The sequence below is a fragment of the Delftia tsuruhatensis genome (assembly GCF_903815225.1).
In the GTDB taxonomy this organism is placed as follows: Bacteria; Pseudomonadota; Gammaproteobacteria; order Burkholderiales; family Burkholderiaceae_C; genus Comamonas; species Comamonas tsuruhatensis_A.
On the sequence record NZ_LR813084.1, the window covers coordinates 2490649 to 2517102 of the forward strand.

Genomic DNA, 26454 nt, shown 5'->3' on the forward strand with positions numbered 1-26454 from the left:
TGGCTTGCGGGCTCCTTGCGTTGCGGCGTTGGCGACATACTGCCCTCACCTTATGTGCGTGCGGCCACATGCACTGTCGGAGAAATGGCATCTTGCCGGACCGACAAGCGGGCACCGTCCGGTGGGGTATGCACCATTGCCCGAGAGGGCCTTCGGCCCGTCCACGGAGGCCATTTCCCGGGCACGCGGCGCGCCGGGCCGCAGGCTTCAGCGCGCCTGCGCACGTTGCTCCACGGGCGCGATGCGCAACATCTGCCGGTACTTGGTCACCGTGCGCCGCGCGATGCGCAGCCCCTGGGCTGCAAGCAGGCCTGCGATCTGGGCATCGGACAGGGGCTGGCCCGGCACTTCACTGGCAATGATGCTGCCGATCAGTTCCCGCGCGGCCGTGGCCGAGAAGGGTGCGCCGCTGGCGCTGAGCAAGGGGCGCGAGAAGAAGTGCTTGAGTTCGAACACGCCCAGCGGCGTGGCCATGTATTTGTGGCGCGTCGCGCGCGAGACAGTGGATTCATGCACTCCCACCTCCTCGGCGATCTCGCCCAGTACCAGGGGTTTCATGGCCATCGCCCCGTACTCCAGGAACAGGCCCTGCCGGCCGATGATGGCGCGCGCCACGGCCAGGATGGTGGAAAAGCGTTGCTCCATGTTGCGCAGTGTCCAGCGCGCCTCCTGCAGCTGCTCCGACAGCTGCGGGTTCGCGCCGGCGCACGCGTGGTCTTGCTTGAACAGGTGCTCGTACATGGTATGGAGCCGTACGCGTGGCATGACGGCGGGGTTGAGCTGCGTGTTCCAGCCGCCGCAGGCCTGGCGCTGCACGATGACGTCGGGCACCAGGTAGTCCACCTGTGTGCTGCCCACGCGCCAGCCGGGATGGGGGTCGAGCCGCCGCATGCCGTCCAGGGCCGCCACGATGCGGTCCGCGGGCGCGTCCAGGGCCTGGGCCAGGCGGGGGATGTCGCGCGCGGCAAGTGCCTCCAGGTGTTCGGTGAGCATGCTGCCTGCCAGCGTGCGCAGACAAGGGTCCGGAATGCCCTGGCATTGCAGCAACAGGCATTCGTCCAGGCTGCGTGCCGCCACGCCTGCGGGATCGAGCGACTGGACCAGGCGCAGGGCCACCCTCATTTCACCCGAGCCCGGTCGGGGCCGCAGCGGGGGCAGGGCGGCGATTTCCGCCAGCGGTGTGCGCAGATAGCCATCGTCTTCCAGTGACTCCACGATGGCGCGCGCCAGCAGCAGATCACGCGGGGACAGAGCCATGACATTGAGCTGGCCATGCAGGTGCATGGCCAGCGAGATCTCGCTGGCCGCCAGGTCCATGGCCGACGAGTCCGTGCCGCCCGCACCGGCGCGGGCGGCCACCCATGGGTCGCGGTCGGGTTCTGCCACAGGCAGGCCCCGCATGCCTGCCACGGGTTCCGCCAGGTCGTCCTCACTCTCCAGGAAAGGGTTCTCCTCCATCGCGGCCCGCACGAGGGCGGCAAAGTCGGTGGATGGCATCTGCAGCAGCTGGACGGCGCGCTGCAGTCGCGGTGACAGCGACGGGGCTTGCCGGGGCGCGGCGCTCAGATGCAGAAAGACCATGGTGTCCTTTGGTGAAGATATGCCTGCCGGCCTGCCGGCCTGCCGGCCTGCCGGCCTGCCGGCCGGTATGCCGGAGCGCAGGGCAACGCAATCTGCGTGCCCGGCCTGGTCCCCGGACGCATCCGGATACATGCCGGAGCGGATTCCTGGGCGCGGGCAGGCGCTTTTTGCCGCAGATCTGCCATGGCGGGCGCTCGCGGGCCCGGCGCAAGCCAGGGGTCGATGTCCTTCTTTGCCGAAAAAGCGCAGATATTGCCGAAAGGTTTGTCCGCCTCCTGCTTGCGGCAAACTGCCTGCGGGCAGGCCGATTGACTTCAGACCCGGCTTGGGGCGCCGATCGGCGCCTTCTCCGACGGCGGTTGTGGCAGCCGATCCGACGGGGCGGCCTCCGCTGCGGCATCAATCTCGGTCCAGTTGCCCTTTGCCGTCCACAGCACGGACCTGCGCCCATGAAACCCACCACGAGATTCCGCCTCAGCGCCTGCCTGGCCCTGCTGGTCCTGGCAGGTGCCGCCCTCGCATGGCGGCTGCCCTGTTTCATGGGCGACAGCGCCTGCTGGCGCGGTTTGCCTGGCGCCTGGGCCCTGGCGCTGGGAGCCTGGGCATGCGCCATGGCCGGCCTTGCCCTTTGGTGGTGCAAGGCAGGGCGCACGGCCTGCAAGCTGTCTGCGGGACGGATCGCGGGCGATGCGCCACCGTCCGTGAACGTACACCAGCGCATGGAGGTGATGGGAAGGCTGGCAGGGCGCTTCGCCCATGAGTTCAACAACCAGCTGGGCATCATCAGCAACAGCGCCTACCTGATCGGGCGGCGCGCACAGGATCCCCGGCTCACCTTGCCTGCGCAGGCCATGCTGCGCGCCGTGGAGACGGCCAGCGAGCTGAACCACCGGCTGCAGCGCCTGGGCACCCGCAACCCTTCGGGCGCCCAGCCCCTGGATCTGGGGCCTTGGCTGCGGCAACTGGAGCCATCGCTCGCGGCCCTGCTGGGCAAACGCATGGTGCTGGAATTGAAGGAGCCGCCGCAGTCCTTGCGCGTGCATGTGGCCCATGACGAGCTGGAGCTGGCCGTGATCAGCGTGCTGCTGTGTCTGCGGGAGACCCTGCCGGATGGCGCGATGGTCGTGATCGAGGCGCGCCCCATGGACGGCCTGCAGCGCCGGTTGACGGCGGGTGCCTTTGCCGAACTGTCCGTCGAGGCTTTCGCCGGCTGGGCAGGGCCGCCGCTGCAGCCGCGCGAGCCGCCGGCCTGGGCGCCCGATGATGCCTGCCACGACTGGGGCCTGGGCCTGGCGCAAAGCCTTTGCCGCTCCGCGGGCGGCGGGCTGTGGGCGGCTGCCGAGCAGGGCCACAGCCTTTGCGCTTCGCTGGTGCTGCCACAGATGCCCGCGGACCTCCTGCAGGTGGCGCGCTAGCGCTTTCCACGTATCGAGGGGGTCAGCGCGGCATCTTGCGCTGCAGCAGGTGGGCGAAGGCCAGCAGCACGATGGCGCCTACCAGCGAAAGGAGAATGGACAGCGGGCTCTGCAGGCTGCCATCCGCCGGCTCCGTGCCGATCAGCGGGGTGATCAGCCAGCCGCCGAGCAGCGCGCCTGCCACGCCGACGGCGATGTTGACCAGGAAGCCCTGTTCCGCTTCGGTGTGCAGCGCCATGTTGGCGATCCAGCCGACGATTCCGCCGACCAGCAGCCAGATGAGGATATTCATTGCCGAGCCTTCCGAAGTTGTTCTTGCACAACCCGGGGCAATCGGCGTGCCCGGTTTCTCAGTGGCCGCCCGCAGGCCGAATGCGCGCACGCTCGGCCTCGGTGCCGGATGGTGTCTGAGCATCGAGGCCGCTGTCGGGCGAATCTTGACCTGGGACAGGCCGCCCGGTTGGGAGCTCAAGTCGTTTCTCCAGAGGTGGGGCGCAAGTGTTCAGGGCGACTCATGCAGGTGGGAAGGCTGTTGGGCGCCGGCGTAGGTCTTGAGGCGGTTGTAGAGCGTCTTCAAGCTGATGCCCAGCATGGCTGCCGTGCGCTCTCTCTGGTACATGCATTGCTTGAGCGTGGCCTGGATCAGCAACTGCTCGGCCTGCGCCATGGACGTGCCTATGGGCAGGTTCAGCGACGCCTGCTGCATGCCCTCGTTCAGCACGGCGGCGCCTGGCGCGGTGGCGGGAAGTTGCTGCAGATGCAGCTCCGCCCGCCTGTCGGCTGCCGCCGCATCGGGCGCGGGCAGCCACTCGGTGCCTATGGTTGCGCCGTCGGCCATCACGTAGGCACGCTGCACGGCATTGCGCAGTTCGCGCACGTTGCCGGGCCAGCCATGGCGCGACAGCTGCTCCAGCGCTGCGGCGCTGAACTGCCGGTGCTGGCCTTCGCGGCGGACGATTTCGCGCAGGAAGTGGGCGGCCAGCAGCGGCACGTCGGACAACCGCGCGCGCAGCGGTGGCAGCTCGATGGGAAAGACGTTGAGGCGGTACAGCAGGTCCTCGCGCAACCGGCCCTGGGCGACGGCCTCGTGGGGCGAGCGGTTTGTGGCCGTGACGATGCGTACATCGGCCTCCTGGCTCTGGGTGGAGCCGACGCGCATGAAGCGGCCCGTCTCCAGCACGCGCAGCAACTTGACCTGCAGCTGCGGCGGCATTTCCGTGATCTCGTCCAGGAACAGGGTGCCGCCGGCCGCGCGTTCGAAAAAGCCCTGGTGCTGACGCTCGGCCCCCGTGAAGCTGCCTTTTTCGTGGCCGAAGATCTCGCTTTCGATCAGGTGCGGGGAAATCGCGCCACAGTTGATGGCCAGGAACGGGCCGTCACGGCGCTTGCTCAGCGCATGCACGGTCTGGGCCACGACCTCCTTGCCGGTGCCGCTCTCTCCCGAAATGAACACGGTGACCGACGTGGGTGCCACCCGGTCGATCTGTTCATGCACTCGCTTCATGGCGGGAGAACGTCCCCACAGACCGCCGAAGCGGCCTTCTGCAGCCCAGCCCTGGCGCTGCGCCGCTGGCGCCGCGAGCGCATTGCGGGGGCTGCGAAAGCCGGCCAGGATCTGCTCCAGTCGGCCCAGTCCCACCGGCTTGACCAGGTAGTCCATGGCGCCGCGGCGCAGCGCCTCTATCGAAGAGTCCAGGCTTGCGTGTCCCGTCACGAGCACGAACCTGGAATCGTTCATGGCACGCGGATCAGAGAACAGCTCCATGCCGTTGCCATCGGGCAACTGCAGGTCCAGCAGCACCAGGTGCGGGGTCTGCAGCGCCATCTGCCGACGGGCATCGCGCAGGCTGTGGGCCACGGCCACGGAAAAACGCTCGACGCCGACCAGCTCGCGCAGGGTGGCGGCGGAATCGGCATCGTCATCGACGATGAGCACATGTTTCATTCGTGGCCTCCGCAGTCGCCCGAGGCGGTGCTCAAGCGACGAGGGACCATGATGGCGGCAATCGCGCCGGCTGGATGTATGCAGATGTGCATCTTTCTGGGGGTCATGGCTGTTTGCGGGAACTGGGACGGGGACGGCTGCGGCGTGCCAGCAGGTCCATGAACGCGGATTCCTGCGCGCTGAGGCCGGCCCTGGGACGCTGGCGCGGGGCGGGCAGGCCCTGGCCGGGCTGCTCGCAGCAGCGTAGCACCTCCGGGTGGATGTAGAACTTGCGGCAGACGGCGCTGGTGTTACCCAGGCGCGCGGCCACCTGCCGGACCATCTGGCCCGCATCCATCGCCAGGCCTTCGCCGCACGCCATGTCCCTGGCGCTGCACAGTGCCAGGTCCATGGCACAGACGCTGGCGTGCCAGGTACGAAAATCCTTGGCCGTGAAGTCCTCGCCGGTGAGCGAGCGCAGATAGTCGTTGACCTGGTCGGAGCGCAGGTGCCGGACCTCGCCCCCTTCGTCGATGAACTGGAACAGCCGCTGCCCCGGCAGTTCCTGGCAGCGCCGCACGATACGCGCCAGCGTGCGGTCCGCGATGCGCACCTGCTGGGCAACGCCGCTCTTGCCACGGAATTTCAGCAGCAGTTGTCCCGGTTGCGTCGTTGCATGGCGGTTCCTGAGTGTGCTCAATCCGTAGGATCCATTGCTGGCCGCATATGCGTCGTTGCCCACGCGCAGCGCCGTGAGATCGAGCAGGCGAATGACCGTGGCAACGACGGCCTGGAAACCCGGTGCGCGCCGGCGAAGATCGCGTGCCACTGCGCGGCGTATGGTTGGCAGATGGCGCCCGAAATCGTGCATGCGGTCAAAGTTGGCCTGCTTGCGCCGTGCCTGCCACAGCGGGTGGTAGCGATACTGCTTGCGACCACGCGCATCGCGCCCCGTGGCCTGCAGGTGGCCCTGGGGGTCCGGGCAGATCCAGACATCGGTGTATGCCGGTGGAATGGCCAGGCGGCGTATGCGTTCGAGGGCGTCGGCATCGCGCAGCGGTTTTCCGTCCTCGGTCAGGTAGGAAAAGCCTTTGCCACGGCGGACTCGGCGCCAGCCCGGCGCCTGGTCGGTCACATGGGTGAGGACGGTTGCACGTGCCATGGTGTTCTCGCTGCGGCTGTCAGGGGCAGCGAGGGCGGCTGGCCGCCGCACCGGACTTCCTTGCCGCAGGCCTGCGCCCGCCGAGTTTCGCAGCCCAGGCTTTTGGCGTGGTGGCGGCATTTCCCGGGCTGCCGTGCAGCAAGGCGGTCAGATCCGGGATATCGGCCGCGCTGCGCGTGGAGCGGGACTTGCAAGTCGCTGGCATGGCGTGTCAGTCCGGGCGGTCGGTCATCAGAACATCAGCGCGATGAGAATGATGATGGGAATGGGCACGCCGAGCAGAAAAAGCAGGATGGAACGCATGAGAAACCTCCGTTCAGAACAAGGGTGGGTGGATGGCGAGCGGACTCGGCAGGGTCACATGCGGTCGCGGCTGCGACCGCCCCAGGTGGCGCAAAGACTGCCCACGAAGGCGCCCAGCATCAGGGCCACGAACAACCACAGCATGGAGTGCGCCGTGGCCTTGCGGGCCTGTTCCGCAGCCTGCCTGGATTTTTCCTTGACTTCCTGGACCTTCTGCTCGGCCTGTTGCACCTGCTGCTGCAGAGATGCAAAGCTGCTCTTGACCTTCTGCTGGGCCTCCTCCTGTGACATGGACGTGTTGCGCGCCACGAGCTGGGACAGGTAGAGGGCATCCGCATCGGGCAACTGGCCCGTGCGCAGCGCATGGGCAAAGATCACCCCCGCCTCGCGGGCGTCGCGTGCATCCGTGTCCCCCGTGGAGCCGCGGAAAAGGCTATGCGTCCAATAGCCCAGGGGATTAGGGGAGGGGCTGCCTGCATCGACCGTGGCCACCGGAGCGGCTGCGCCGGCAACGCCGCCTGCCACGTTGGAGGCCGTGGCGGCCACGGTGTCCGCCACCTTGAACGCGCCCGACAAGGCACTGCCCGCTGCTGAGGCCATCAGGGCGACCATGAGCAAGGTGGCCAGCGCCCAGGCGAGAAAGCCGTGCGCCGTGTCGCGGAAATAGACCTCGTCGGTGTGCACTCCCTGCCAACGCGAGCGCAGGCGTCCGGCCAGGTAGCCGCCCACGCCAGCCGATGCCAGTTGCGCGAAGGCGATCCAGGCGACTGCCGTCCAGCCGATGGCGCCCGCATCCAGACCCTGGCCCGTCCAGACGGACACCGACGACAGACCCAGGCCCGTGCCCAGGATGAACAGCAGCAGCGACAGGGCTGCGGCACCCAGGGCGCCGGCAAGAACGGCCGCCCAGGAAACACCGCTTTTGGCGACATCGCTTGCCGCCACAGCGGCTGCGGTCAAAGAATCACTCCCGGCATGGTAAGGGTCGGTCATGGCGCGCTTCCTCGAAGTTGGAAAACCCCATTGTTGGGTGGCGCCCCGCGAATGCCCTGTAGGTGGAATGGAATTACCGTGTTCGGAATTTCGGACGGATTATGTCGTCCCGGAAGTACATGTTTGGATGGAATAGTTTCCGATGATCGGTAATTCTTGCAAATGATCGGCCTGTATTTGCCGAATACCCTGTTGCAGGCATTGGGATGTTCGGTGTCCAGGAACGAAAAAGGGTCCCTGGAAGGACCCTTCAATGCCATCCCTTGATGGCTTCAACTCAGCGGTCAACCTTGGTCATTGCTGCTTGCCGCCTTGCTTTTGCTGCTCTCCAGGCTGGTTGCGCTGGGGGGTGCTTTGCTGCTGCTGGCCAGGATTGCTCTGGTGCTTCTGCTGCTGGTTGGGGTTGTTTGGGTTGCTCTGCTGCTGTTGCTGCTGATTGGGGCTGCCTTGCTGATGCTGCTGGCCGTTCCTGTCCTGCTGCTGGTTGCCGGCCGAATTCTGATGGGACTGATTGGATTGCTGCGTCATCTTGATACTCCTGAAGTTGACAGCGATACCGTATCACTGTGGCTTCAGTTTGCACCCGGTAGAAAATCGTTCGTGTAGGAAATCTGGAAGCTTACTTTTGGTTAACGGTTGGTGCAGTCTATGGGAAATTGAATATCGATGCCATTCGGCATGGTAGATATTCGGGAAACAAGGTCATGAAGATTTTTCATCAAATACCGCCCCGGATTCTCGCGATTGAAACCCTGCTTTCTTTTCGGCTCCACGGGGCGGTGGGTGACTTGGTCAGGGTTGGCGCACGTCGGCGACCACCTGTTCGCCGAAGTCGGGGCGCTCCAGCCAGGCCAGCACGCGGGCTGCCGCCTCCTCGGGGGAGGTCAGCTGGCCGCCGTCCTTGAGCTGGGCGAAGTTGCCGGCATCGGGGAAGGCACTGGCATCGGCGCTGCGCAGCTGCAGTTGCATGCCGGTGTCGATGACGCCGGGAGCCAGCGAGCAGATGCGTGCGCCATGGGGCTTGAGCGCCTCATCCAGGGCCACGCTGCGGCTGAAGTGGTCCATGCCGGCCTTGGCCGCGCAGTACGAGGCCTGCGAGGCGATGGCACGCCGGCCCAGGCCGGAGGAGATGTTGAGTACCTTGCGCGGTACCACCCATCCTTCGGTGGCGGCCAGGAAGGCGGCGGTCAGCAGCATGGGGGCTTCCAGGCCCACGCGCATGGCACGGGCAATGTCGGCGGGCTGCAGCCGCGACAGCGGCGCGATCTGCGGGATCACGCCCGCGTTGTTGATCAGGGTGAGGCTGGCGTAGTGTCCGGCGTCCAGGCCGGCAAGCCAGTCGCCCAGCCTGCGGGCCACGGCTTCTGGCGCACCCAGGTCCACGTTCCATTGCTGCAGGGGCGTGCCGGCAGCCACGGCTGCCCGCGCAAGATCTTCGCTGGTGGAGCGCGACAGCGTGACCAGTTCGTGGCCCGCGTCCAGCAGTTGCCGGGCCATGGCCAGGCCCATGCCGCGCGATGCGCCGGTCAGGACGGTGAGATGAAGAGGGATCGATGCATGGTTCATGCCGGCGATGGTATCGCGCATGGCTGCCGGCCCGTGACCTGCCAGGAGGGCGAAGGCAGCAGCAGTTCGGCGCTGCGTGCCTGCCGCGTGCGGATCAGCGCCTGGACGATGCGATCACAGGCGTGTCCGGCGGCCTCCTGGAGACTGGCACCCTGGATCCAGTGGCCGGTGAGCGCCGCGCTGAACAGGTCGCCCGTGCCCTTGGGTACGGCATCCACGCGCGCATGGGTGATCACATGGGACCGCTCCCGCGTGACCAGGGCCACGCGCATCTGTGCGCCATCCTCGCCATCGCCATCCAGCCGTGGCGCCGCGCTGGTCACGGCCACCCATTGGGTGCGGCCGGCCAGCAGGCTGCGCGCCGCGGCGATGACCTCGTCCATGCCATGAAGGTGACGTCCCGTCAGTCGCTCCAGCTCGAAATGGTTGGGCGTCAGCCCGTCGGCCAGCGGCAGCAGGTGGCGGCGATAGGCCTCGATCATGCCGGGGTCCACGTAGATGCCGTGGTCGTGGTCGCCGATCACGGGGTCCACGACCACGCGCAGCCCCGGCCGCTGTTCCAGCAGGGTCGCCATCCAGTCCGCCAGCAGGGCTGCCTGGGCCGGCCCGCCCAGGTAGCCGGCCAGCACGGCCCGCAGATGCCGCAACGCGCCGCGCGCCAGAAGATCCTGCAGATAGCCGGCGAACCAGGGCGTGGCGATGGCGCCGCCATGGATGCTGGGGTAGTGCGGCGTATTGCTGAAGAGCACGGTGGGCACGGCCGCAGCGTTCAGGCCCAGGGCCTCCAGCGTGGGCATGGCGACGTTGTTGCCCACGCGTCCGTAGACGACCTGGGATTGCACCGAGACCACGTCGATGGCCAGGGGCAGCAGCATGTCATGGGGGGCAGGGGCGTTCATGGGCGGTGGCGTGGTTTGCGGGCAATGGCATGGCGACAGGCCTGGCGGGCGGGCTCGGTGGGCCACCAGGCGACGAGATCGCCTTTATAGGCCTGGACTCCGGGGCGCAGCATGACAATTCACGGATTCCGGCCAGACCACTTCGGCGCCTGTCTTCTGTACAGTGGCCCCGGCCTGCACCATTGCGGCAGTCGCTGAAGGCTGGGGCACCGAAGGAGTTTTCCATGAAGCATTCAATCATCCGACGTGCCGAGGCTCTTGGAGGCAAGGTGGGCGATCCCCGGGCGGATACGCTGGTGCGGCGCCTTGCATCCATTGAGATTCCCGTACCGCTTTATCGTGCACCGACGGATACTCCATGGGCCGCTGCAGATCAGCAGGAACCGATCGCGGGACTCCGGGACTATGTGGAAAAACACCGGGCACTGATTGCGCAGGATCCGGATCTGTTCTATGGGAATCTGGTGAAGGACTATTTCTGTCCCACACAGGAGTTGCGCAGTCAGATAGACTACCGCACCCAACTCTTCACACTTTTCAGGGAAGGGTCGTCGGACTTCAGGGAGTGGGGGAATGGAGAAGACTTCGACAGGGAACGTGTGAAAAATATCACGGGCCTGTCATCGCCGGATTTTCTGTTCATCGGATTTTCACAGGGGTATCCGAACTATTACTTCGTCTGCACCGAAGATGCGGATGAAGACAATCCTGCCGTCTACAGCACCGACCATGAGGACTACCTGGCAAGCATCGATCCGAGAGGCTCCCTGGACGAGTAGTTTGCGTCATTCATGACTCCCGGGGAACTTGTTGCGCGCGTTGCCAAGGCATTGGAGGAAGATGGCAAGGGCTGACAGCGCAGTATGAGGTCAGGATGGATTCATTAGATCAACAACGGAGGGTAGTGATGAAAGAGGAATTGAGGCTTTATTCCAAGAAGAGCAAGCTGGTTTTCGGTGCGGTGGCATTGGTCGTGATGTGCATTGTGCAGATCGTGCTCCTCATCGATGGTCCGATGCGGACCTCGGTGTTTCCCATCTTCCGGGATCCTGTCTCCTACTATGCCTTCATGGCGGTCGGATTGGCCTTGTGGCTGTATCTCCTGCGGTTTGTGGTGAACAGCCTGCGCCATCCCAGGCCGCGTGTCATCCTGTCCGGCGAGGGGGTGGTGGTCGATGGCTTTGCCGGACGCTTCAGCGCGGGCTGGGAGGAGTTCGACGGCTATGTCAGCAAGGACTCCCGCGTGTATGTGCCGCGCCTCAAGGATGCCAAGGCCTTCGCGGACCGCCAGGCCGCCGGACGGCCCCGGGAAACGGCGCGGGTGCTGGCGCAGAAGTTCGGCAGCCCGTTCCTGATCGAGATGCATTTGCTCGAAGGGGATGGCCAGGCCGTCGCGGCATTCCTGGCCAGGCATCTGCGCGAAGTGAAGGCCTGAGCGTTCGAGGAGGGGGCCGTGCTGCCCTCGCCGTGCAAGGTCCGCTGTCCCTGGAGGGGGATGAAAAAGGCCCGCCGAGCGGCGGGCCTGGGGCACGCAAGGGCCTTGGCTCAGGCGCCCAGGTAGGCGCGCCGCACGGCGTCGTTGGTCAGCAGGTTGGCGCCGGTATCTTCCAGCACTACCTTGCCGGTCTCCAGCACATAGCCGCGGTCGGCGATCTGCAGCGCGCGGTTGGCATTCTGCTCGACCAGGAAGACCGTGACGCCGGCGGCGCGGATGGTCTGGATGATCTCGAAGATCTGCGCGATGATCAGCGGCGCCAGGCCCAGGGTGGGCTCGTCCAGCAGCAGCAGGCGGGGCTTGCTCATCAGCGCGCGGCCGATGGCCAGCATCTGCTGCTCGCCACCCGACATGGTGCCGGCACGCTGGTGGGCGCGCTCGCGCAGGCGCGGGAACAGGCCGAACACATGCTCCATGCCGGCCTCTATCTGTGCCTTGTCCAGGAAGAAGCCGCCCATCTTCAGGTTGTCGGTGACCGTGAGGTCCGAGAAGATGCGGCGCCCCTCGGGCGAGACCGCGATGCCCTTGCGCATGATGTGGTGCGAGGGCTGCTGGGTGATGTCCTCGCCCTCGAAGGCGATGCGGCCCGAGCTGGCGCGCGGGTTGCCGCACACCGTCATCAGCAGCGAGGTCTTGCCGGCGCCGTTGGAGCCGATCAGCGAGACGATCTCCCCCTGGTTGACATGCAGGCTCGCGTTGTCGACGGCGCAGATCGCGCCATAGTGGGTGGAGATGTTCTCCAGTTGCAGCATGGCAGGCATCAGGCTTCTCCCAGATAGGCCTTGATGACCCGTTCATCGTTGCGAATGGCGTCGGGCAGGCCCATGGCGATGGGCTTGCCGTATTCCATGACCAGGATGCGCTCGGACACACCCATGACCAGTCCCATGTCGTGTTCGATCAGCAGCACGGAGATGCCGTACTGGCGGCGCAGCTGGTCGATCAGGCCCTGCAGGTCCTTTTTTTCCTGCGGGTTCAGGCCGGCGGCGGGCTCGTCCAGCATCAGCACGCGTGGCTTGGTGATCATGCAGCGCGCGATCTCCAGTCGGCGCTGGTGGCCGTAGGCGAGGTTGCCGGCTTCGCGGTTGACGAACTCGCGCAGGCCCATGACGTCCAGCCAGTGCAGGGCGTTCTCGATCTTCTCTTCTTCGCTGCGGCGATATCCGGCCGTGTTGAACAGGCCGGACAGCAGGTTGACACCCGAGCGGCGGTGCTGCGCCACCAGCAGGTTCTCCAGCACGGTCATGGACTTGAACAGCCGTACGTTCTGGAAGGTGCGCACCACGCCGTGGTTGGCCACGTGGTGGCTGCTGCGCCCCGCGATGGCGTCGCCATCCAGCACGATGGAGCCGCTGCTGGGCTGGTAGAAGCCGCTGATGCAGTTGAACACCGTGGTCTTGCCGGCGCCGTTGGGGCCGATGATGGCAAACACTTCCTGCGGGCGCACGTTGAAGCCCACATGGTCGACGGCCAGCAGGCCGCCGAAGCGCATGCACAGGTCTTTGACTTCTAGCAAATACTCGCTCATTGCCGGCCCTTGCTGCTATCGGTTGTCTCGGAAATCATCGTGTGGGCGTACTTCATGAGCGCACCTCCACGTGGCGGCGGCGCATGGGCAGCAGGCCCTGCGGACGCCAGACCATCATCAGCACCATCACCAGGCCGAAGATCAGCATGCGGTATTCGGAGAACTCGCGCGCCAGCTCGGGCAGCACGGTCAGCAGGATGGCCGCGATGATCACGCCCAGCTGCGAGCCCATGCCGCCCAGCACCACGATGGACAGGATCAGCGCCGACTCGATGAAGGTGAATGACTCGGGGTTGACGATGCCCTGGCGCGCCGCGAAGAAGGCTCCGCCGAAGCCGGCGAACATGGCACCCAGCGTGAAGGCGGACAGCTTGATCTTCATGGGGTTCAGGCCCAGGGAGCGGCAGGCGATCTCGTCCTCGCGCAGCGCCTCCCAGGCGCGGCCGATGGGCATGCGCACCAGGCGGTTGGAGATCCACAGCGTGATCACCGCCAGCAGCAGCGCCATCAGGTACAGGAAGATCACCATGTGCAGCGAGCTGAACTCCAGCCCGAGGAACTGGTGGAACGTGGTGCCGCCCTCGGTGCTCGGGCTGCGCGTCATCTCCAGGCCCAGCACCGTGGGCTTGGGGATGCTGGAGATGCCGTCCGGCCCGCCCGTGATGCTGGTCAGGTTGACCAGCAGCAGGCGGATGATCTCGCCGAAGCCCAGCGTCACGATGGCCAGGTAGTCGCCGCGCAGCCGCAGCACCGGAAAACCCAGCACGAAGCCGAACAGGGCCGATGCGGCGCCGGCCAGTGGCAGGGCCTCCCAGAAGGACCAGCCGGCCCAGTGGAACAGCAGCGCATAGGTGTAGGCGCCCACGGCGTAGAAGCCCACGAAGCCCAGGTCCAGCAGGCCCGCGAAGCCCACGACGATGTTCAGGCCCAGGCCCAGCATCACGTAGATCATGGCCAGCGTGGCGATGTCCACCGCGTTGCGGCCCGCGAAGAAGGGCCAGGACACGGCGATCAGCAGGGCCGCCAGCATCAGGCCGTGGCGGTGGCTGGGGCGTGCCTGCGGCAGCGATGGCAGCGACACCCTGGGCATCCTGGTCGCGATCAGCGGCTTGAGCAGCTGCACGATGAAGACCAGGGCGCAGGCCCAGGCCACCACGGTCCAGTCGGGATTGATGATGGTGCGTGTGCCCGCGCGCTCCAGGTGCAGGCCGAAGATGGGGGTGACGACCACGGCGGTCATCACCGTGGCGATCAGCGCATCGCGCAGGTTCAGCGTGGATTTGGCTTTCATCAGACCTTCTCCACTTCAGGTTTGCCCAGCAGGCCGGTGGGGCGGAACAGCAGGATCAGCACCAGCAGGCCGAAGGCCACGATGTCCTTGTATTCCGAGGAGATGTAGGCTGCGGCAAAGGTCTCGGCCACGCCCAGCAGCACGCCGCCCAGCATGGCGCCTGGGATGGAGCCGATGCCGCCGAGCACGGCGGCCGTGAAGGCCTTGATGCCGGCCAGGAAGCCGATGAACGGATTGAGCTTGCCCACCGCCAGTGCGATCAGCACGCCGCCCACGGCTGCCAGCATGGCGCCGAGCACGAAGGTGAACGAGATCACGCGGTTGGTGTCGATGCCCAGCAGGCTGGCCATGTGCATGTCCTGCGCGCAGGCGCGCGAGGCGCGGCCCATGCGCGAGTGCCGGATGTACAGCGTCAGCAGCACCATCAGCACGATGGCGACCACGATGATCAGGATGCGGGAATAGGGCACGTAGATCTCGAAGCCGCCTTCGGTGCCGAAGCGCAGCGCGCCCGGCAGCAGCGAGGGCACGGCCATGTCGCGTGCACCCTGGCCCAGGGCCACCCAGTTCTGCAGGAAGATGGACATGCCGATGGCCGAGATCAGCGCCACCAGGCGCGGGCTGCGGCGCAGCGGCTTGTAGGCCACCTGCTCCACCACCAGGCCATAGACGCCGGTGACGAAGACCGATACCACCAGCATCAGGCCGATGATGGCCCAGACGGGCAGGCCGCTTTGCGTGCCTATGGCCGACAGCGTGACCAGGCCGATGTAGGCGCCGATCATGTAGATGTCACCGTGGGCGAAATTGATCATCCCGATGATGCCGTAGACCATTGTGTAGCCGATGGCGATCAGGGCGTAGATGGCGCCCAGGGACAGTCCGTTGAACAGCTGCTGTATCAGCTGAGGTAAGAGTTCTGACATGATGTAATGCCACCCCTAAACAGGAAAAGGCCTAAAAGGCCAGGATGCAGACAACCGGGACACGCAAGATGCGTGCCCCGGACAGTCAAACGGAGGGGGATTACTTGGCGGCTACCGACTTGTTGCCGTCCTTGTGCCATTCGAACACCTGGAAGTCGAAGGACTTCAGGTCACCCTGCTTGTTCCAGGCCACGGCGCCCAGCACGGTCTCGAAGTTGGACTTGTGCAGGTGGTCGGCCACCTTGGCAGGGCTGTCACCCACGGCCTTGATGCTGTCCAGCAGCACTTGCGTGGCGGCGAAGGCAGTCAGCTGGAAGGCGCCCGAGGGGTTGCGCTTCTTGTCCTTGAAGGCCTTGACCACAGCGGCGTTCTTGGGATTGGCGGAGAAGTCGGCGGGCAGGGTCACCAGCATGCCTTCGACGGCGTTGCCGGCAATGGCATTGACTTCAGGGTTGCCCACGCCTTCGGGGCCCATCATGCGAACCTTCAGGCCCTGTTCGGAAGCCTGGCGCAGCAGCAGGCCCATCTCGGGATGGTAGCCACCGTAGTAGACGAAGTCCACGCCGGCGCTCTTGAGCTTGGTGATCACGGCCGAGTAGTCGCTGTCGCCGGCGTTGATGCCTTCGAACAGGGCCACTTCCACGCCGGCCTTCTTCAGATCGTCGCGCACGGAGGAGGCGATGCCCTGGCCATAGGACTGCTTGTCGTGCAGCACGGCGACCTTCTTGGGCTTGGCCTTTTCCAGGATGAACTTGGCGGCGGCGGGGCCCTGCTGGTCATCGCGGCCGATGGTGCGGAAGATGAAGTGGTAGTTCTTGCCGTCGGTCAGCGCCGGGGAGGTGGCCGAGGGGGTCACGACGACCACGCCTTCGTTGTTGTAGATCGGGGCCGCGGCAATCGATGCGCCCGAGCAGACGGGGCCGATCACGTAGCCGATCTTGGCGTTGACCACGCGGTTGGCCGCCACGGGGCCTTGCTTGGGTTCGCAGGCGTCATCGACGGACACCAGCTCGATCTTCTTGCCATTGACGCCGCCGGCCGCATTGGCCATTTCCACGGCGGTGTTCACGCCTTCCTTGACCATGTCGCCATACTGGGTCAGCGGGCCGGTGGTGGGAACCACCATGGCGATCTTGATTTGCGCATGCGCTGTGGAGAACAGGGCGGCGCCAGCCAAACCCAGGGCGGCGACGACGGCGTGCATGCGGAACGGAATGCTCATGAGTACTTCCTTCAACTTTGGGTAAAGCGTTCTGAAAAACGCGGCTGCTCCTGTAGGGGCGGTCCGCGCAAAGAAGCTCAGGTTAATCGGATGGTTACCAATGGCAACAGGGTATCCCGGGGCTGGCGCGCGTGCCGGCTTTTCGCTAAGGGCTGCAACGCCGTCGGCACGGGCCTGCGGGGCGGGTTTTCGGCGAAGAAACCGCCTGATGCCTACCATGCACCCGGGCGGTGCGCCATGAACCCCGTATGACCAACCGCAAGAAGGGGAAACACGTACATGGTTTGTTGCATTGCAGCAACGCCTTGGGCGGGGCGGGCTTTCCCGTTCCTGTGCTGGATCAAAACGGCAGCGCCGATTCGAAACGCAGGCAGGCGCCGGACACCGGGTGTGCCAGCTCCAGTACCTGCGCATGCAGCAGCAGGCGGGGTGCCATGGCCTGGACCGCGGCATCGGCGTAGAGCGCATCGCCCAGGATGGCATGGCCCAGGGCCGCCATGTGCACGCGCAGCTGGTGGGTGCGGCCCGTCACGGGCTGCAGTTGTACCCGAGTGACGGTCGGGGCAGGGCCTTGGTTTGCGTCAGGCAGGGCGCGCCACAGGGTCTGGCTGGGCTTGCCCTGCAGGGCGTCGATGATGCGCAAGGGGCGCCGCTCCCAGTCGGCGGCTATCGGCAGGTCGATGCTTTGCCAGGCGCCGGCCTGCTGCGCGGCAAGGCGGCCGGCGACCACGGCCACATAGCGCTTGTGCACGCGGCGCTGCGCAAAGGCTTCGCTCAGGAGGCGCTGGCTGGCCAGGCTGCGCGCCATGACCACCAGGCCCGAGGTGGCCTGGTCCAGCCGGTGCACGACCAGCGCATCGGGCCAGCGCCGCAGGGCGCGCGCGCTCAGGCAGTCCTGCTTGTCGGGTCCGCGCCCCGGCACGCACAGCAGGCCCGAAGGCTTGTCCAGCACCAGCAGCTCGGCATCCTCGTGCAGGCAGACGACTTCGGCGGCGCCGCAATCCGCATGCAATTCGGCGTTCAAGGCGGTCACCGCTCGTTCAGCAGGCGGTGCACCGTGGCGCATAGCTCTTCCACGTCGTTGGGCTTGTGGACCAGGGCCCTGGCGCCGGCAGCCAGCGCGGCCTGCTCGATCTCGGTGGTGATGTAGCCCGAGGCCAGCGCGATGGGCAGGTGGGGCTGTATGGACAGGGCCTCGTGCACCAGGTCGATGCCGCTGTAGCCGGGCATGTTGTAGTCGGTGACCAGCAGGTCGTAGTCCTGTGGGGCGGCACGCAGTGCCTCGGTGGCCTCGTGCGGATCGGTGAAGCCGCTGACTTGGTAGCCGCGCCTGCGCAGCAGGCGTTGTACCAGGAAGACCAGGGCCTGGTCGTCGTCAACGTACATCACGTGTTGCTGTGCGGCCTGGGGGTCAGGCTGCAGGCGGAAAGGCGCAGTGTCCTGGGTTTCCAAGGCGGCCGTGGGCTCGGGCGCGCCGGGTGCGGCTTCGGCGGCAGATGGCAGCGGGGCGGGTTCGGCTGGCGCCGGGACATCGGCCGGCGGGAAATACAGCGTGAAGCGGCTGCCCTGGCCGGGAATGCTGTAGACGTCCACGGCGCCGCCGTGATTGCGCATGACGCCATGGACCACGGGAAGGCCCAGGCCCGTGCCCTGGCCCACGGGCTTGGTGGTGAAGAAGGGCTCGAAGATGCGCTGCAGCGTGCGCGCGTCCATGCCGGGTCCGTTGTCCTGCACGGACAGCGCCACGTAGCTGACCGGTGGCAAGCCCAGGCGCTCGCACAGGCGCTGGTCGGGGCGCACCAGGTCGGCGTCCATCTGGATCAGGCCGCGCCGCTCGCCCAGCGCATGCATGGCGTTGGTGCACAGGTTGAAAAGGGCCTGCTCCACCTGCATGGCGTCAGCCAGCATGGGCGGCAGTTGCGGCGGCACGTGCACCAGCAGTTCCACGGCGGGCGGCAGGGTCACGCGCAGCAACCGTGCCGTGTCACCCATGACTTCGCGCGCCTGCACGGGTTTGCGCTGGGGTGGCTCATTGCGGCTGAAGGTCAGGATCTGGCGCACCAGATCGCGCGCGCGGCGGCCGGCCTTCTCGATCTCCTGCAGGCTTTCCATGGCGGCGGCATTGCCGCCGCAGTCGGCCTTGGCCAGCTCCACGTTGCCGAGGATGGCGCCCACGATGTTGTTGAAGTCATGGGCGATGCCCCCGGCCATGGTGCCCAGGGCCTGCATCTTGTGCGATTCGCGCAACTGGTCTTCGAGCTCGTTGCGCTGGGCCTCGGCCTTCTTGCGGCTGGTGAGGTCGCGCGCGAACACGGTGGTGGTCTCGCCGCCGCTGTGGTGCTCGAAGGAGACGCTGACCTCCACGGGGATCTCGCGGCCGCTGGCGGTGCGCGCCGTCATCTCGCCCAGCACGGCTTGCGTGGTCAGCGGCGCGAAGGACAGGGCCTGGGCCGCATCGGGCAGGAAGCGCTCCAGCGGGCTGCCCAGCGCGTCGTGCGGCGGGCACAGGAACAGGGCCGCGGCCGTGGGATTGAAGACGGTGATGCGCTGGTCCTGGTCCAGGCAGATGATGGCGTCCAGTGCGGAGTTGATGACCGATTCCAGCCGGCGCTCGCTGAGGAAGAGCTGGTGGTTGCGCTGCTGCAGTGCCAGGCGTTCGGCCAGCAGCGGGCCCTGGTCCACCACGGCGCACAGGTACTGGGCGATGGGCGGGCCGCTTTGCTGGGGAATGGCAATGCAGGCCACGTGCAGGTCGGCGCGCAACTGGTGCTGCTCGGTGATGTCGAAGCAGACCTCGTGCGCCTCGCTGCGGCCCAGCTCGCGCGCGGCGGCGAAGGCTTCGCGCACGCGCTCGGCATCATGGGGATGCACGAAGGGCGAGAAGTTCACCAGCAGCCGGTCGTGCTCGGAGGGCTGGAAGGCGCTGTGGGCCATGGCGTTGGCCTGCACCACCATGTCGTGCTCGTCCACCACCAGCAGCGGCAGGGGAATGCTGGCGAACAGGGCCTCGAAGCGTTCGGAGGCGCTTTCCGCGACGGCCTGGCTGTAGTCCAGCACACGGTTCTGGATTTCCAGCTCGCGCTGGTAGTTGCGCAGCTCGGCCACCAGGGCCTGCAGGGGATCGTCCTCGGGCTGGAAGGCGGGAAAGCGCTCGACGGGCGGCAGGTCGGCGCCGGGGGCCAGCAGCGCGTGCAGGGGCAGGTGCTCGTCGTCGCGAGGCGGATCGGAATGGTCTGGGCGGCTCATGGCGCGGGCGGTGCGCTGGGGAAGCGGCGGGCGCCGCAAAGGTCCTTGCTGGCCGCAGCCCGGTGCCCGGCGGATTTGCCTGGGCCCGGCGCGGGCAGGGCCGAAGTGTACGCGCGCCGGGCGGGGCGCCACAAGCACCCCTTGCGGTGGCAGGTTCTCAGCTCATGTAAGCGTCCACGGGGATGCAGCTGCAGTACAGGTTGCGGTCGCCGTAGACGTTGTCCACGCGGCCGACGGGGCTCCAGTACTTGGATTGGCGCAGGGCGGCCACCGGGTAGGCGGCGGCCTCGCGGCTGTAGGGATGGGGCCAGTCCGCCTTGAGCAGCGCCTCGGCCGTATGTGGTGCATTCTTGAGCGGGTTGTCGTCCTGCGGCAGGCGACCCTGCTCGATGGCACGGATCTCCTCGCGGATGGCGATCATGGCGTCCACGAAGCGGTCTAGCTCGTACAGGCTTTCGCTCTCCGTGGGCTCGACCATCAGCGTGTTGGGCACCGGGAAGGACAGCGTGGGCGCGTGAAAGCCGTAGTCGATCAGGCGCTTGGCCACGTCCTCGGCCATCACGCCCGCGCTTTCCTTGAACTGGCGCAGGTCCAGGATGCACTCGTGGGCCACATGGCCGTGCTCGCCCGCGTACAGCGTGGGGTAGTGGTCGCGCAGCCGCGCGCTGATGTAGTTGGCGTTGAGGATGGCCGTCTCGGTGGCCAGGGTCAGGCCCTGGGCGCCCATCATGCGGATGTACATCCAGCTGATGGGCAGCACGGCCGCGTTGCCAAGGGGGGCGGCGCTGATCGCACCCGTGCCGCCCGCAAGGCCCGCCGTGGCATGGCCGGGCAGGAAGGGCACGAGGTCCTCGACCACGCAGACCGGGCCCACGCCAGGGCCGCCGCCGCCGTGCGGGATGCAGAAGGTCTTGTGCAGGTTCAGGTGGCTGACGTCGCCGCCGAAGCTGCCGGGCGCGGCCAGGCCGACCAGGGCGTTCATGTTGGCGCCGTCCACGTAGACGCGCCCGCCATGGTCATGCACCAGCTTGCACAGCTCCTTGACCTGGGTCTCGAACACACCGTGCGTGCTCGGGTAGGTGATCATGATGCAGGCGAGGTTGGCGCTGTGCTGCTCGCACTTGGCCGCCAGGTCCGCCATGTCCACATTGCCGTTGGCATCGCAGGCGGTGACCACCACCTGCATGCCCACCATCTGTGCGCTGGCCGGATTGGTGCCGTGGGCGCTGCTGGGAATCAGGCAGACATTGCGGTGGGACTGGCCCCGGCTGGCATGCCAGCCCTTGATGGCCAGCAGGCCGGCGTACTCGCCCTGGCTGCCGGCGTTGGGCTGCAGGCTGATGCCCGCATAGCCCGTGGCCTGGCACAGCCAGTCGCGCAGCTGGCGGTCCAGTTCCGCATAGCCCTGCTGCTGGTCGGCCGGGGCAAACGGGTGCACCTGGGCGAACTCGGGCCAGGTGATGGGGATCATCTCGCTGGTCGCATTGAGCTTCATGGTGCAGGAGCCCAGCGGGATCATGCTGCGGTCCAGTGCCAGGTCCTTGTCCGACAGCTGGCGGATGTAGCGCAGCATGGCGGTCTCGGAGCGGTGGGTATTGAACACCGGATGCGTGAGGAAGGCGCTGGTGCGGCGCAGGCCGTCTGGAATCAGCGGCTCCACGCCCTTCTCGAAGGCCGCGAAGCCGGGCAGGGCCTGGCCATCCTTGGCGAAGATCTTCCACAGCAGCTCGACATCGGCGCGCGTGGTGGTCTCGTCCAGCGAGATGCACAGGTATTCGCCGAAGTACACGCGCAGGTTGGCGCCCAGCGAGCGCGCGCGGGCGGCAATGGCCTGGGTGGCCGCACCGGTGTGCAGGCTCAGCGTGTCGAAGCTGGGCACCTCGCGCAGCGGCGCGCCCAGCTCGGCCAGGCCGCGCGCCAGGATGGCCGTGTACGAGGCCACGCGGCGGGCGATGCGCTCCAGGCCCTCGGGGCCGTGGTAGACGGCGTACATGCTGGCCACGACGGCGGGCAGCACCTGGGCCGTGCAGATGTTGGAGGTGGCCTTCTCGCGGCGGATGTGCTGCTCGCGGGTCTGCAGGGCCAGGCGGTAGGCGGGTTTGCCGTGGACATCGACGCTCACGCCGACCAGGCGGCCGGGCAGGGAGCGCTTGAATTCGTCGCGGCAGGCCATGAAGGCAGCGTGCGGGCCGCCCGCACCCATGGGCATGCCGAAGCGCTGGGTGGTGCCCACCACGATGTCGGCCCCCCATTCGCCGGGCGGCGTGATCAGGGTCAGGGCCAGCAGGTCGGTGGCCACGATGAAGGCGGCCTGCTTTGCATGGGCCTTGTCCACGTCGGCGCGCAGATCGTCGATGCGGCCGCTGGTGGCCGGGTACTGGGCCAGCACGGCGAAGTACTCGCCGTCCATCAGCTGGTTCCATTCCTCCAGCGAGTTGGCCAGCAGCACCTCGATGCCCAGCGGCGCGGCCCGCGTCTGGATGACCTCGATGGTCTGGGGGTGGGCATCGCCCGCCACCACGAAACGGTTGCTCTTGCTCTTGACGGAGCGCTTGGCCAGCGTCATGGCCTCGGCGGCGGCCGTGGCCTCGTCCAGCATGGAGGCGTTGGCGATGGGCATGGCCGTCAGGTCGCAGACCATGGTCTGGAAGTTGACCAGGGCCTCCATGCGGCCTTGGGAGATCTCGGCCTGATAGGGCGTGTAGGCCGTGTACCAGGCGGGGTTCTCGAGAATGTTGCGCAGGATGACGCCCGGCGTGTGCGTGCCGTGGTAGCCCTGGCCGATGAAGCTCCTGAGCAGCTGGTTGCGGCCCGCGAGCGCCTTCAGTTCCGCCAGTGCCTGGGCTTCGGTGGCGGCGGGCGGCAGCGCCATGGGCTGGTGGCGCCGGATGGTGGGCGGCACGATGGCATCGATCAGCGCGTCGCGCGAGGCGGCACCGATGGCGCTGAGCATGTGGGCCTCGTCTTCGGGGGCGATGCCGATATGGCGGGCCACGAATTCGGTGGCGTTTTCGAGGGCTGCAAGGGGCTGGGTGGAGGACATCAGCATGGAGGGACCTGTCTCAAAAGCTGAGGGTGGCGGGTGCGTCGGCCGCGCCGGGCGCACCCGCCTGAAGAAAGACGGGCACCAGGGGTGCCCGTGGCGCCATCAGGCGTTCTGCGCGAAGGCGGTATAGGCCGCTTCGTCGAGCAGGCCGGCCAGCTGGCCGGCATCGCTGAGCCTGACCTTGAAGAACCAGCCTGCGCCCAGCGGATCGCTGTTGGCCAGGGATGGGTCGTCGCGCAGGGCTTCGTTGACCTCGACGATCTCGCCGCTGACGGGCATGTAGACGTCGGCGGCGGCCTTGACGGATTCGACCACGCCGGCCACGTCGCCCTGGTTGAAGCTGGCGCCCACGGCGGGCAGGTCGACGAAGACCACGTCGCCCAGCGCGTCCTGCGCATGGACGGTGATGCCGACGATGGCCGCGTCAGGATTGGCGGCGTTGATCCACTCGTGGTCCTTGGAATACTGGATGCTCATGATTTGCTCCGGATGGAAACTGGAAAAAACCTGTGAAAGGCGGTTTGAGAAAGGTCAGTGCGCACTGTAGCGGCATGCGGCGGCGGGAAAACCGAATCCGCGGGAACCGGACACCGCCTCCGGTGCGCAGGCCGTCCTCAACCTCGGTGGTAACGGGGGGCGACGAAAGGCGTAGCCTGCACCTGCATGGGCACGGCCTTGCCGCGCACCATGGCCTGCAGCGTGGTGCCTGTGGCAGCGCTGGCCGGCTCCACATAGGCCAGGGCGATGGGCTGGTTCAGCGTGGGCGACAGCAGGCCGCTGGTGACGGTGCCGACCTTGCGGCCACTGGCGTCCTGCAGTTCGGTGCCCTCGCGCACGGGCACGCGCTCCAGTGCCACCAGGCCCACGCGCTTGCGCGTGAGCAGCTCGGGCGACTGCAGTTGGGCCAGCACGGTGGCGGCGCCGGGAAAGCCGCCTTCGCGCTCGCCGCCGATGCGGCGCACCTTCTGCACCGCCCAGTTCAGCGCGGCTTCGGCCGGTGTCGTCGTCGTGTCCAGGTCGTTGCCGTACAGGCACAGGCCGGCTTCCAGGCGCAGCGAATTGCGCGCGCCCAGGCCCACGGGCCGGACCTCGGGCTGGGTCAGCAGCGCGCGGGCCAGTGCCTCGGCGGCCTCGGCCGGCACCGAGATCTCGAAGCCGTCCTCGCCGGTATAGCCGCTGCGCGTGATGTACAGCTCGGCCCCGCTCCATTCGAAATGGCCGCCCGTCATGAAGACCAGGCCAGCCGTGTCCGGCAGCAGGCGCTCCAGCGCGACAGCGGCCTGCGGGCCCTGCAAGGCCAGCAGGCCCCGGTCGAACTGCGGCACGATCTCGCAGCGCTGGCCGATACGGGCCTGGATGTGCGCCAGATCCTCGTTCTTGCAGGCGCCGTTGACGACGAGGAACAGGTCGTCCTCGCGGCGCACGAACATCAGGTCGTCGAGGATGCCGCCCGCGTCATCGAGCAGCAGGCCGTAGCGCTGGCGGTGCTCGCCCAGGCCCAGGACGTCCATGGGCAGCAGCGATTCCAGCGCCGCATCGGCATCCGGGCCGCGCAGGCTGATCTGGCCCATGTGGGAGACGTCGAACAGGCCGGCTGCCTGGCGTGTGTGCAGGTGCTCGGCCATCAGGCCTTGCGGGTACTGCACGGGCATGGAGTAGCCGGCGAAGGGCACCATGCGTGCGCCCAGCTCCTGGTGCAGGGCGGACAGCGGGGTCTTGAGCAGGTCGGGGGTGGGGGCGGCAGCGGTCAAGGAGGGTCTCTCTTCGGGCAAGTGGCAAGGCAATACGCCATCCCGGCATGCCGGGATGTCCTGCCCTGCTGTCCGCTTTACCTGAGAGATTCACCCGCACCTTCCGGGCGTGGGGCTTGCTCCTTCGGTGGATGGGCACGCCGCCGTGCACTGCATCTCTCTCCAGCAAGGAACGCCTGCGACCGTGGCGGCAGGCGGTGCCAGTCCTTTTGCCTGAGCGTTCGGAGCGAACCCTGCGCCTTCGGCGGTGCCGCTGCCTGCGACCGTGGCGGCCGGGCGGGCACTCTCTCCTGACCGGCGCATTCTAGCCGTGCACGGCGCATGCGCTGCTGCGGGATTTCCGCGGGCTGCGGCGTTTTCCTTGCATGGAGGTATTTGCAAATTGCATAACTGTCTAAAAAATCTCCTACATTGAGATGCATCGTTATATGAATCTCGTGAGCGGGAAGAAAGAAGCGCACATGCAGCAGACGCTGGGAGACACACTGGCCTGGCCGGCCCGTTATCTGTCGAACAAGGAGGCCCTGGTGGCCTGGGAAGGGGGCGAGCGCCGGGCCTGGACCTATGCGCAGCTGGATGCCGAGGTCAATCGCCATGCCCATGGCCTGGCCGATCTGGGCATCGGCCATGGCGACGTGGTCGCGGCCTTCCTCTACAACACGCCTGCCTTCGTCTTCACCATGCTGGCGGCCGCCCGCCTGGGCGCCATCTTCAACCCCGTCAACTATCGGCTGGCGCCGCAGGAGCTGGCCTTCATCCTCCAGGACGGCGGCGCCCGCGCCCTGGTCTTCGAGGCCGAGGGCAGCGAGACCGTCGCCCGTGCCCAGGCCCTGCTCAAGGCCGACGGCGGCGGCAGCCCCGCGCACTGGATCTTCGCCGACGATGCGCAGACCGATGCCCTGCCCATCTGGGCCACGCAGCGCCTGTCGGCCCTGGCCCGCGGCCGCAGCAGCGCGCCACCACAGGCACAGGTGCGGGAGAACGACCCCTGCATCCTCATGTACACCAGCGGTACCACGGGCCGGCCCAAGGGCGTGCTGCACACGCACCGCAGCAAGCTGGCGCACAACGCCCTCATGCACCAGACCATGCAGTTCACGCGCGACGACGTGGGCCTGGCCATGGCGCCGCTCAACCACACGGCCGAGCTGCACACCAGCTTCCTGCCGCGCCTGCAGGCCGGTGCCACCCAAGTGCTGCTGCGCCGCTTCGATGTGGCCGAGGCCTGGCGCCTGATCCGCGAGGAGCGCGTGACGTTCTTCTTCGCGGCTCCGACCATGATCACCATGCTGCTGGCCGACCCTCTGGCCTCGCCGCAACAGGCGCCCGCGCTGCGGCTGGTGGAGTACGGCGGCGCCTCCATGGCGCCGCACCTGATCCGCGAATGGACGCGCAAGGTCGGCAGCGACCTGGTCCAGGTCTACGGCACCACCGAGATGGGGCCCTGCATGTCCATCCTGCCGCCGCGCGAGCAGCTCTCGCATGCGGGCTCGGCCGGGCTGCCCTCCATGGGCCATGACCTCATCGTGGCGCGTGTGCGCGAGGACAACGCACCCACCGATCCGGCCGAGGCCTGCCTGCCCGGCGAGGTCGGCGAGATCCTGGTGCGCGGCCCCTGCATGATGGCCGGCTACCTCAACCGACCCGATGCCAACGCGCGTGCCCTGGCCCATGGCTGGTACCACACGGGCGACCTGGGCCACATCGACGATGATGGCCATCTGTGGATCCGCGACCGCATCGACTACATGATCAATTCCGGCGCCGAGAACGTCTATCCGCGCGAGGTGGAGGACGCCCTGGTCGAGCATGCCGATGTGCTGGAGGTCGCCGTCATCGGCGAGGCCGACGAGCGCTGGGGCCAGATCGTCGCGGCCCATGTGGTCGCCAGGCCCGGTGCAGCGCCCACGGCCGAGGCGCTGGATGCCTTCCTGGTCCACGGCGACCGGCTGGCCGCCTACAAGCGCCCGCGCCGCTACCACTTCCGCGAAGCCCTGCCCAAGACGGCCAGCGGGAAGATACAGAAGCAGTTGCTGAGGGGGGTGGGTTGAGAAGGCTTCTATCCAGCGTGCGGTCTGCATGATGGTGCGCGGTCGTATACGTTCA

The 26454-nt window shown here is 67.1% G+C and carries 22 protein-coding genes and 2 riboswitches; of the genes, 5 read left to right on the plus strand and 17 right to left on the minus strand.

Annotated features, from left to right (window positions below; all coding sequences use genetic code 11):
- Positions 1-207: 207 nt before the first annotated feature.
- Complete coding sequence (rpoN, locus tag L1Z78_RS11240) at positions 208-1581, minus strand: RNA polymerase factor sigma-54 (protein ID WP_234641569.1); 1374 nt, start codon at positions 1579-1581, stop codon at positions 208-210.
- Between the two features lie 449 nt (positions 1582-2030).
- Here rpoN and L1Z78_RS11245 point away from each other — a divergent pair, with 449 nt between their 5' ends.
- On the plus strand, positions 2031-2996 hold the full coding sequence (locus L1Z78_RS11245) for a hypothetical protein (RefSeq protein WP_234641570.1): 966 nt from the start codon (positions 2031-2033) through the stop codon (positions 2994-2996).
- 22 nt (positions 2997-3018) lie between these two features.
- On the opposite strand, the gene L1Z78_RS11250 is transcribed toward L1Z78_RS11245, so the two are convergent.
- The 4 genes from L1Z78_RS11250 to L1Z78_RS11265 form a co-directional block, all read right to left on the minus strand.
- A complete protein-coding gene (locus L1Z78_RS11250) occupies positions 3019-3468 on the minus strand; it encodes a GlsB/YeaQ/YmgE family stress response membrane protein (protein ID WP_234641571.1) in 450 nt (149 codons plus the stop codon).
- 30 nt (positions 3469-3498) lie between these two features.
- Positions 3499-4941, minus strand: a complete 1443-nt coding sequence (locus tag L1Z78_RS11255) for a sigma-54-dependent transcriptional regulator (RefSeq protein ID WP_234641572.1) — start codon at positions 4939-4941, stop codon at positions 3499-3501.
- A gap of 103 nt (positions 4942-5044) precedes the next feature.
- Complete coding sequence (locus tag L1Z78_RS11260; RefSeq protein ID WP_234641573.1) at positions 5045-6082, minus strand: DNA topoisomerase IB; 1038 nt, start codon at positions 6080-6082, stop codon at positions 5045-5047.
- A gap of 357 nt (positions 6083-6439) precedes the next feature.
- Positions 6440-7378 carry a hypothetical protein gene (locus L1Z78_RS11265; RefSeq protein ID WP_418921695.1) on the minus strand — a complete coding sequence of 313 codons (939 nt, stop codon included), beginning with the start codon at positions 7376-7378 and terminating at the stop codon, positions 6440-6442.
- Between the two features lie 312 nt (positions 7379-7690).
- Between L1Z78_RS11265 and L1Z78_RS11270 the strand changes: the two genes are divergently transcribed.
- On the plus strand, positions 7691-7984 hold the full coding sequence (locus L1Z78_RS11270; protein ID WP_234641575.1) for a hypothetical protein: 294 nt from the start codon (positions 7691-7693) through the stop codon (positions 7982-7984).
- Between the two features lie 186 nt (positions 7985-8170).
- On the opposite strand, the gene L1Z78_RS11275 is transcribed toward L1Z78_RS11270, so the two are convergent.
- Together L1Z78_RS11275 and pdxK are read right to left on the minus strand one after the other, a co-directional pair.
- On the minus strand, positions 8171-8944 hold the full coding sequence (locus L1Z78_RS11275) for an SDR family NAD(P)-dependent oxidoreductase (protein WP_234642147.1): 774 nt from the start codon (positions 8942-8944) through the stop codon (positions 8171-8173).
- Positions 8941-9843: a pyridoxine/pyridoxal/pyridoxamine kinase gene (gene pdxK / locus L1Z78_RS11280; protein ID WP_234641576.1), complete on the minus strand. Its 903-nt coding sequence runs from the start codon at positions 9841-9843 to the stop codon at positions 8941-8943. The genes L1Z78_RS11275 and pdxK overlap by 4 nt, the downstream gene beginning before the upstream one ends.
- Before the next feature lie 224 nt (positions 9844-10067).
- Between pdxK and L1Z78_RS11285 the strand changes: the two genes are divergently transcribed.
- Positions 10068-10622: a hypothetical protein gene (locus L1Z78_RS11285; RefSeq protein ID WP_234641577.1), complete on the plus strand. Its 555-nt coding sequence runs from the start codon at positions 10068-10070 to the stop codon at positions 10620-10622.
- Between the two features lie 128 nt (positions 10623-10750).
- Positions 10751-11278, plus strand: coding sequence for a hypothetical protein (locus L1Z78_RS11290; protein WP_234641578.1), 528 nt, complete (start codon positions 10751-10753; stop codon positions 11276-11278).
- Between the two features lie 110 nt (positions 11279-11388).
- On the opposite strand, the gene L1Z78_RS11295 is transcribed toward L1Z78_RS11290, so the two are convergent.
- From L1Z78_RS11295 to gcvT, 10 genes are all read right to left on the minus strand, one after another.
- Positions 11389-12090, minus strand: coding sequence for an ABC transporter ATP-binding protein (locus L1Z78_RS11295; protein ID WP_234642148.1), 702 nt, complete (start codon positions 12088-12090; stop codon positions 11389-11391).
- 8 nt (positions 12091-12098) lie between these two features.
- Positions 12099-12866 carry a high-affinity branched-chain amino acid ABC transporter ATP-binding protein LivG gene (gene livG, locus L1Z78_RS11300; RefSeq protein ID WP_234641579.1) on the minus strand — a complete coding sequence of 256 codons (768 nt, stop codon included), beginning with the start codon at positions 12864-12866 and terminating at the stop codon, positions 12099-12101.
- Positions 12867-12918: 52 nt separating this feature from the next.
- Complete coding sequence (locus tag L1Z78_RS11305; RefSeq protein ID WP_234641580.1) at positions 12919-14157, minus strand: high-affinity branched-chain amino acid ABC transporter permease LivM; 1239 nt, start codon at positions 14155-14157, stop codon at positions 12919-12921.
- On the minus strand, positions 14157-15083 hold the full coding sequence (gene livH / locus L1Z78_RS11310; RefSeq protein ID WP_234641581.1) for a high-affinity branched-chain amino acid ABC transporter permease LivH: 927 nt from the start codon (positions 15081-15083) through the stop codon (positions 14157-14159). Before livH ends, L1Z78_RS11305 begins: the two co-directional genes overlap by 1 nt.
- 100 nt (positions 15084-15183) lie before the next feature.
- Positions 15184-16305 carry a branched-chain amino acid ABC transporter substrate-binding protein gene (locus L1Z78_RS11315; RefSeq protein ID WP_234641582.1) on the minus strand — a complete coding sequence of 374 codons (1122 nt, stop codon included), beginning with the start codon at positions 16303-16305 and terminating at the stop codon, positions 15184-15186.
- Between the two features lie 340 nt (positions 16306-16645).
- Positions 16646-17329: an RluA family pseudouridine synthase gene (locus tag L1Z78_RS11320; protein WP_234641583.1), complete on the minus strand. Its 684-nt coding sequence runs from the start codon at positions 17327-17329 to the stop codon at positions 16646-16648.
- Between the two features lie 5 nt (positions 17330-17334).
- On the minus strand, positions 17335-19551 hold the full coding sequence (locus L1Z78_RS11325) for a PAS domain-containing hybrid sensor histidine kinase/response regulator (protein ID WP_234641584.1): 2217 nt from the start codon (positions 19549-19551) through the stop codon (positions 17335-17337).
- A gap of 157 nt (positions 19552-19708) precedes the next feature.
- A complete protein-coding gene (gcvP, locus tag L1Z78_RS11330) occupies positions 19709-22600 on the minus strand; it encodes an aminomethyl-transferring glycine dehydrogenase (protein ID WP_234641585.1) in 2892 nt (963 codons plus the stop codon).
- 99 nt (positions 22601-22699) lie between these two features.
- Positions 22700-23074 (minus strand): glycine cleavage system protein GcvH, encoded by a 375-nt coding sequence (gene gcvH / locus L1Z78_RS11335; protein ID WP_234641586.1) that lies wholly within the window; start codon positions 23072-23074, stop codon positions 22700-22702.
- 137 nt (positions 23075-23211) lie between these two features.
- On the minus strand, positions 23212-24348 hold the full coding sequence (gcvT, locus tag L1Z78_RS11340) for a glycine cleavage system aminomethyltransferase GcvT (protein ID WP_234641587.1): 1137 nt from the start codon (positions 24346-24348) through the stop codon (positions 23212-23214).
- A gap of 58 nt (positions 24349-24406) precedes the next feature.
- Positions 24407-24524, minus strand: a riboswitch (glycine riboswitch).
- A gap of 15 nt (positions 24525-24539) precedes the next feature.
- Positions 24540-24651: riboswitch (glycine riboswitch) on the minus strand.
- Between the two features lie 158 nt (positions 24652-24809).
- Here gcvT and L1Z78_RS11345 point away from each other — a divergent pair.
- Positions 24810-26399, plus strand: coding sequence for a fatty acid--CoA ligase (locus tag L1Z78_RS11345; protein ID WP_234641588.1), 1590 nt, complete (start codon positions 24810-24812; stop codon positions 26397-26399).
- Positions 26400-26454: the final 55 nt, after the last annotated feature.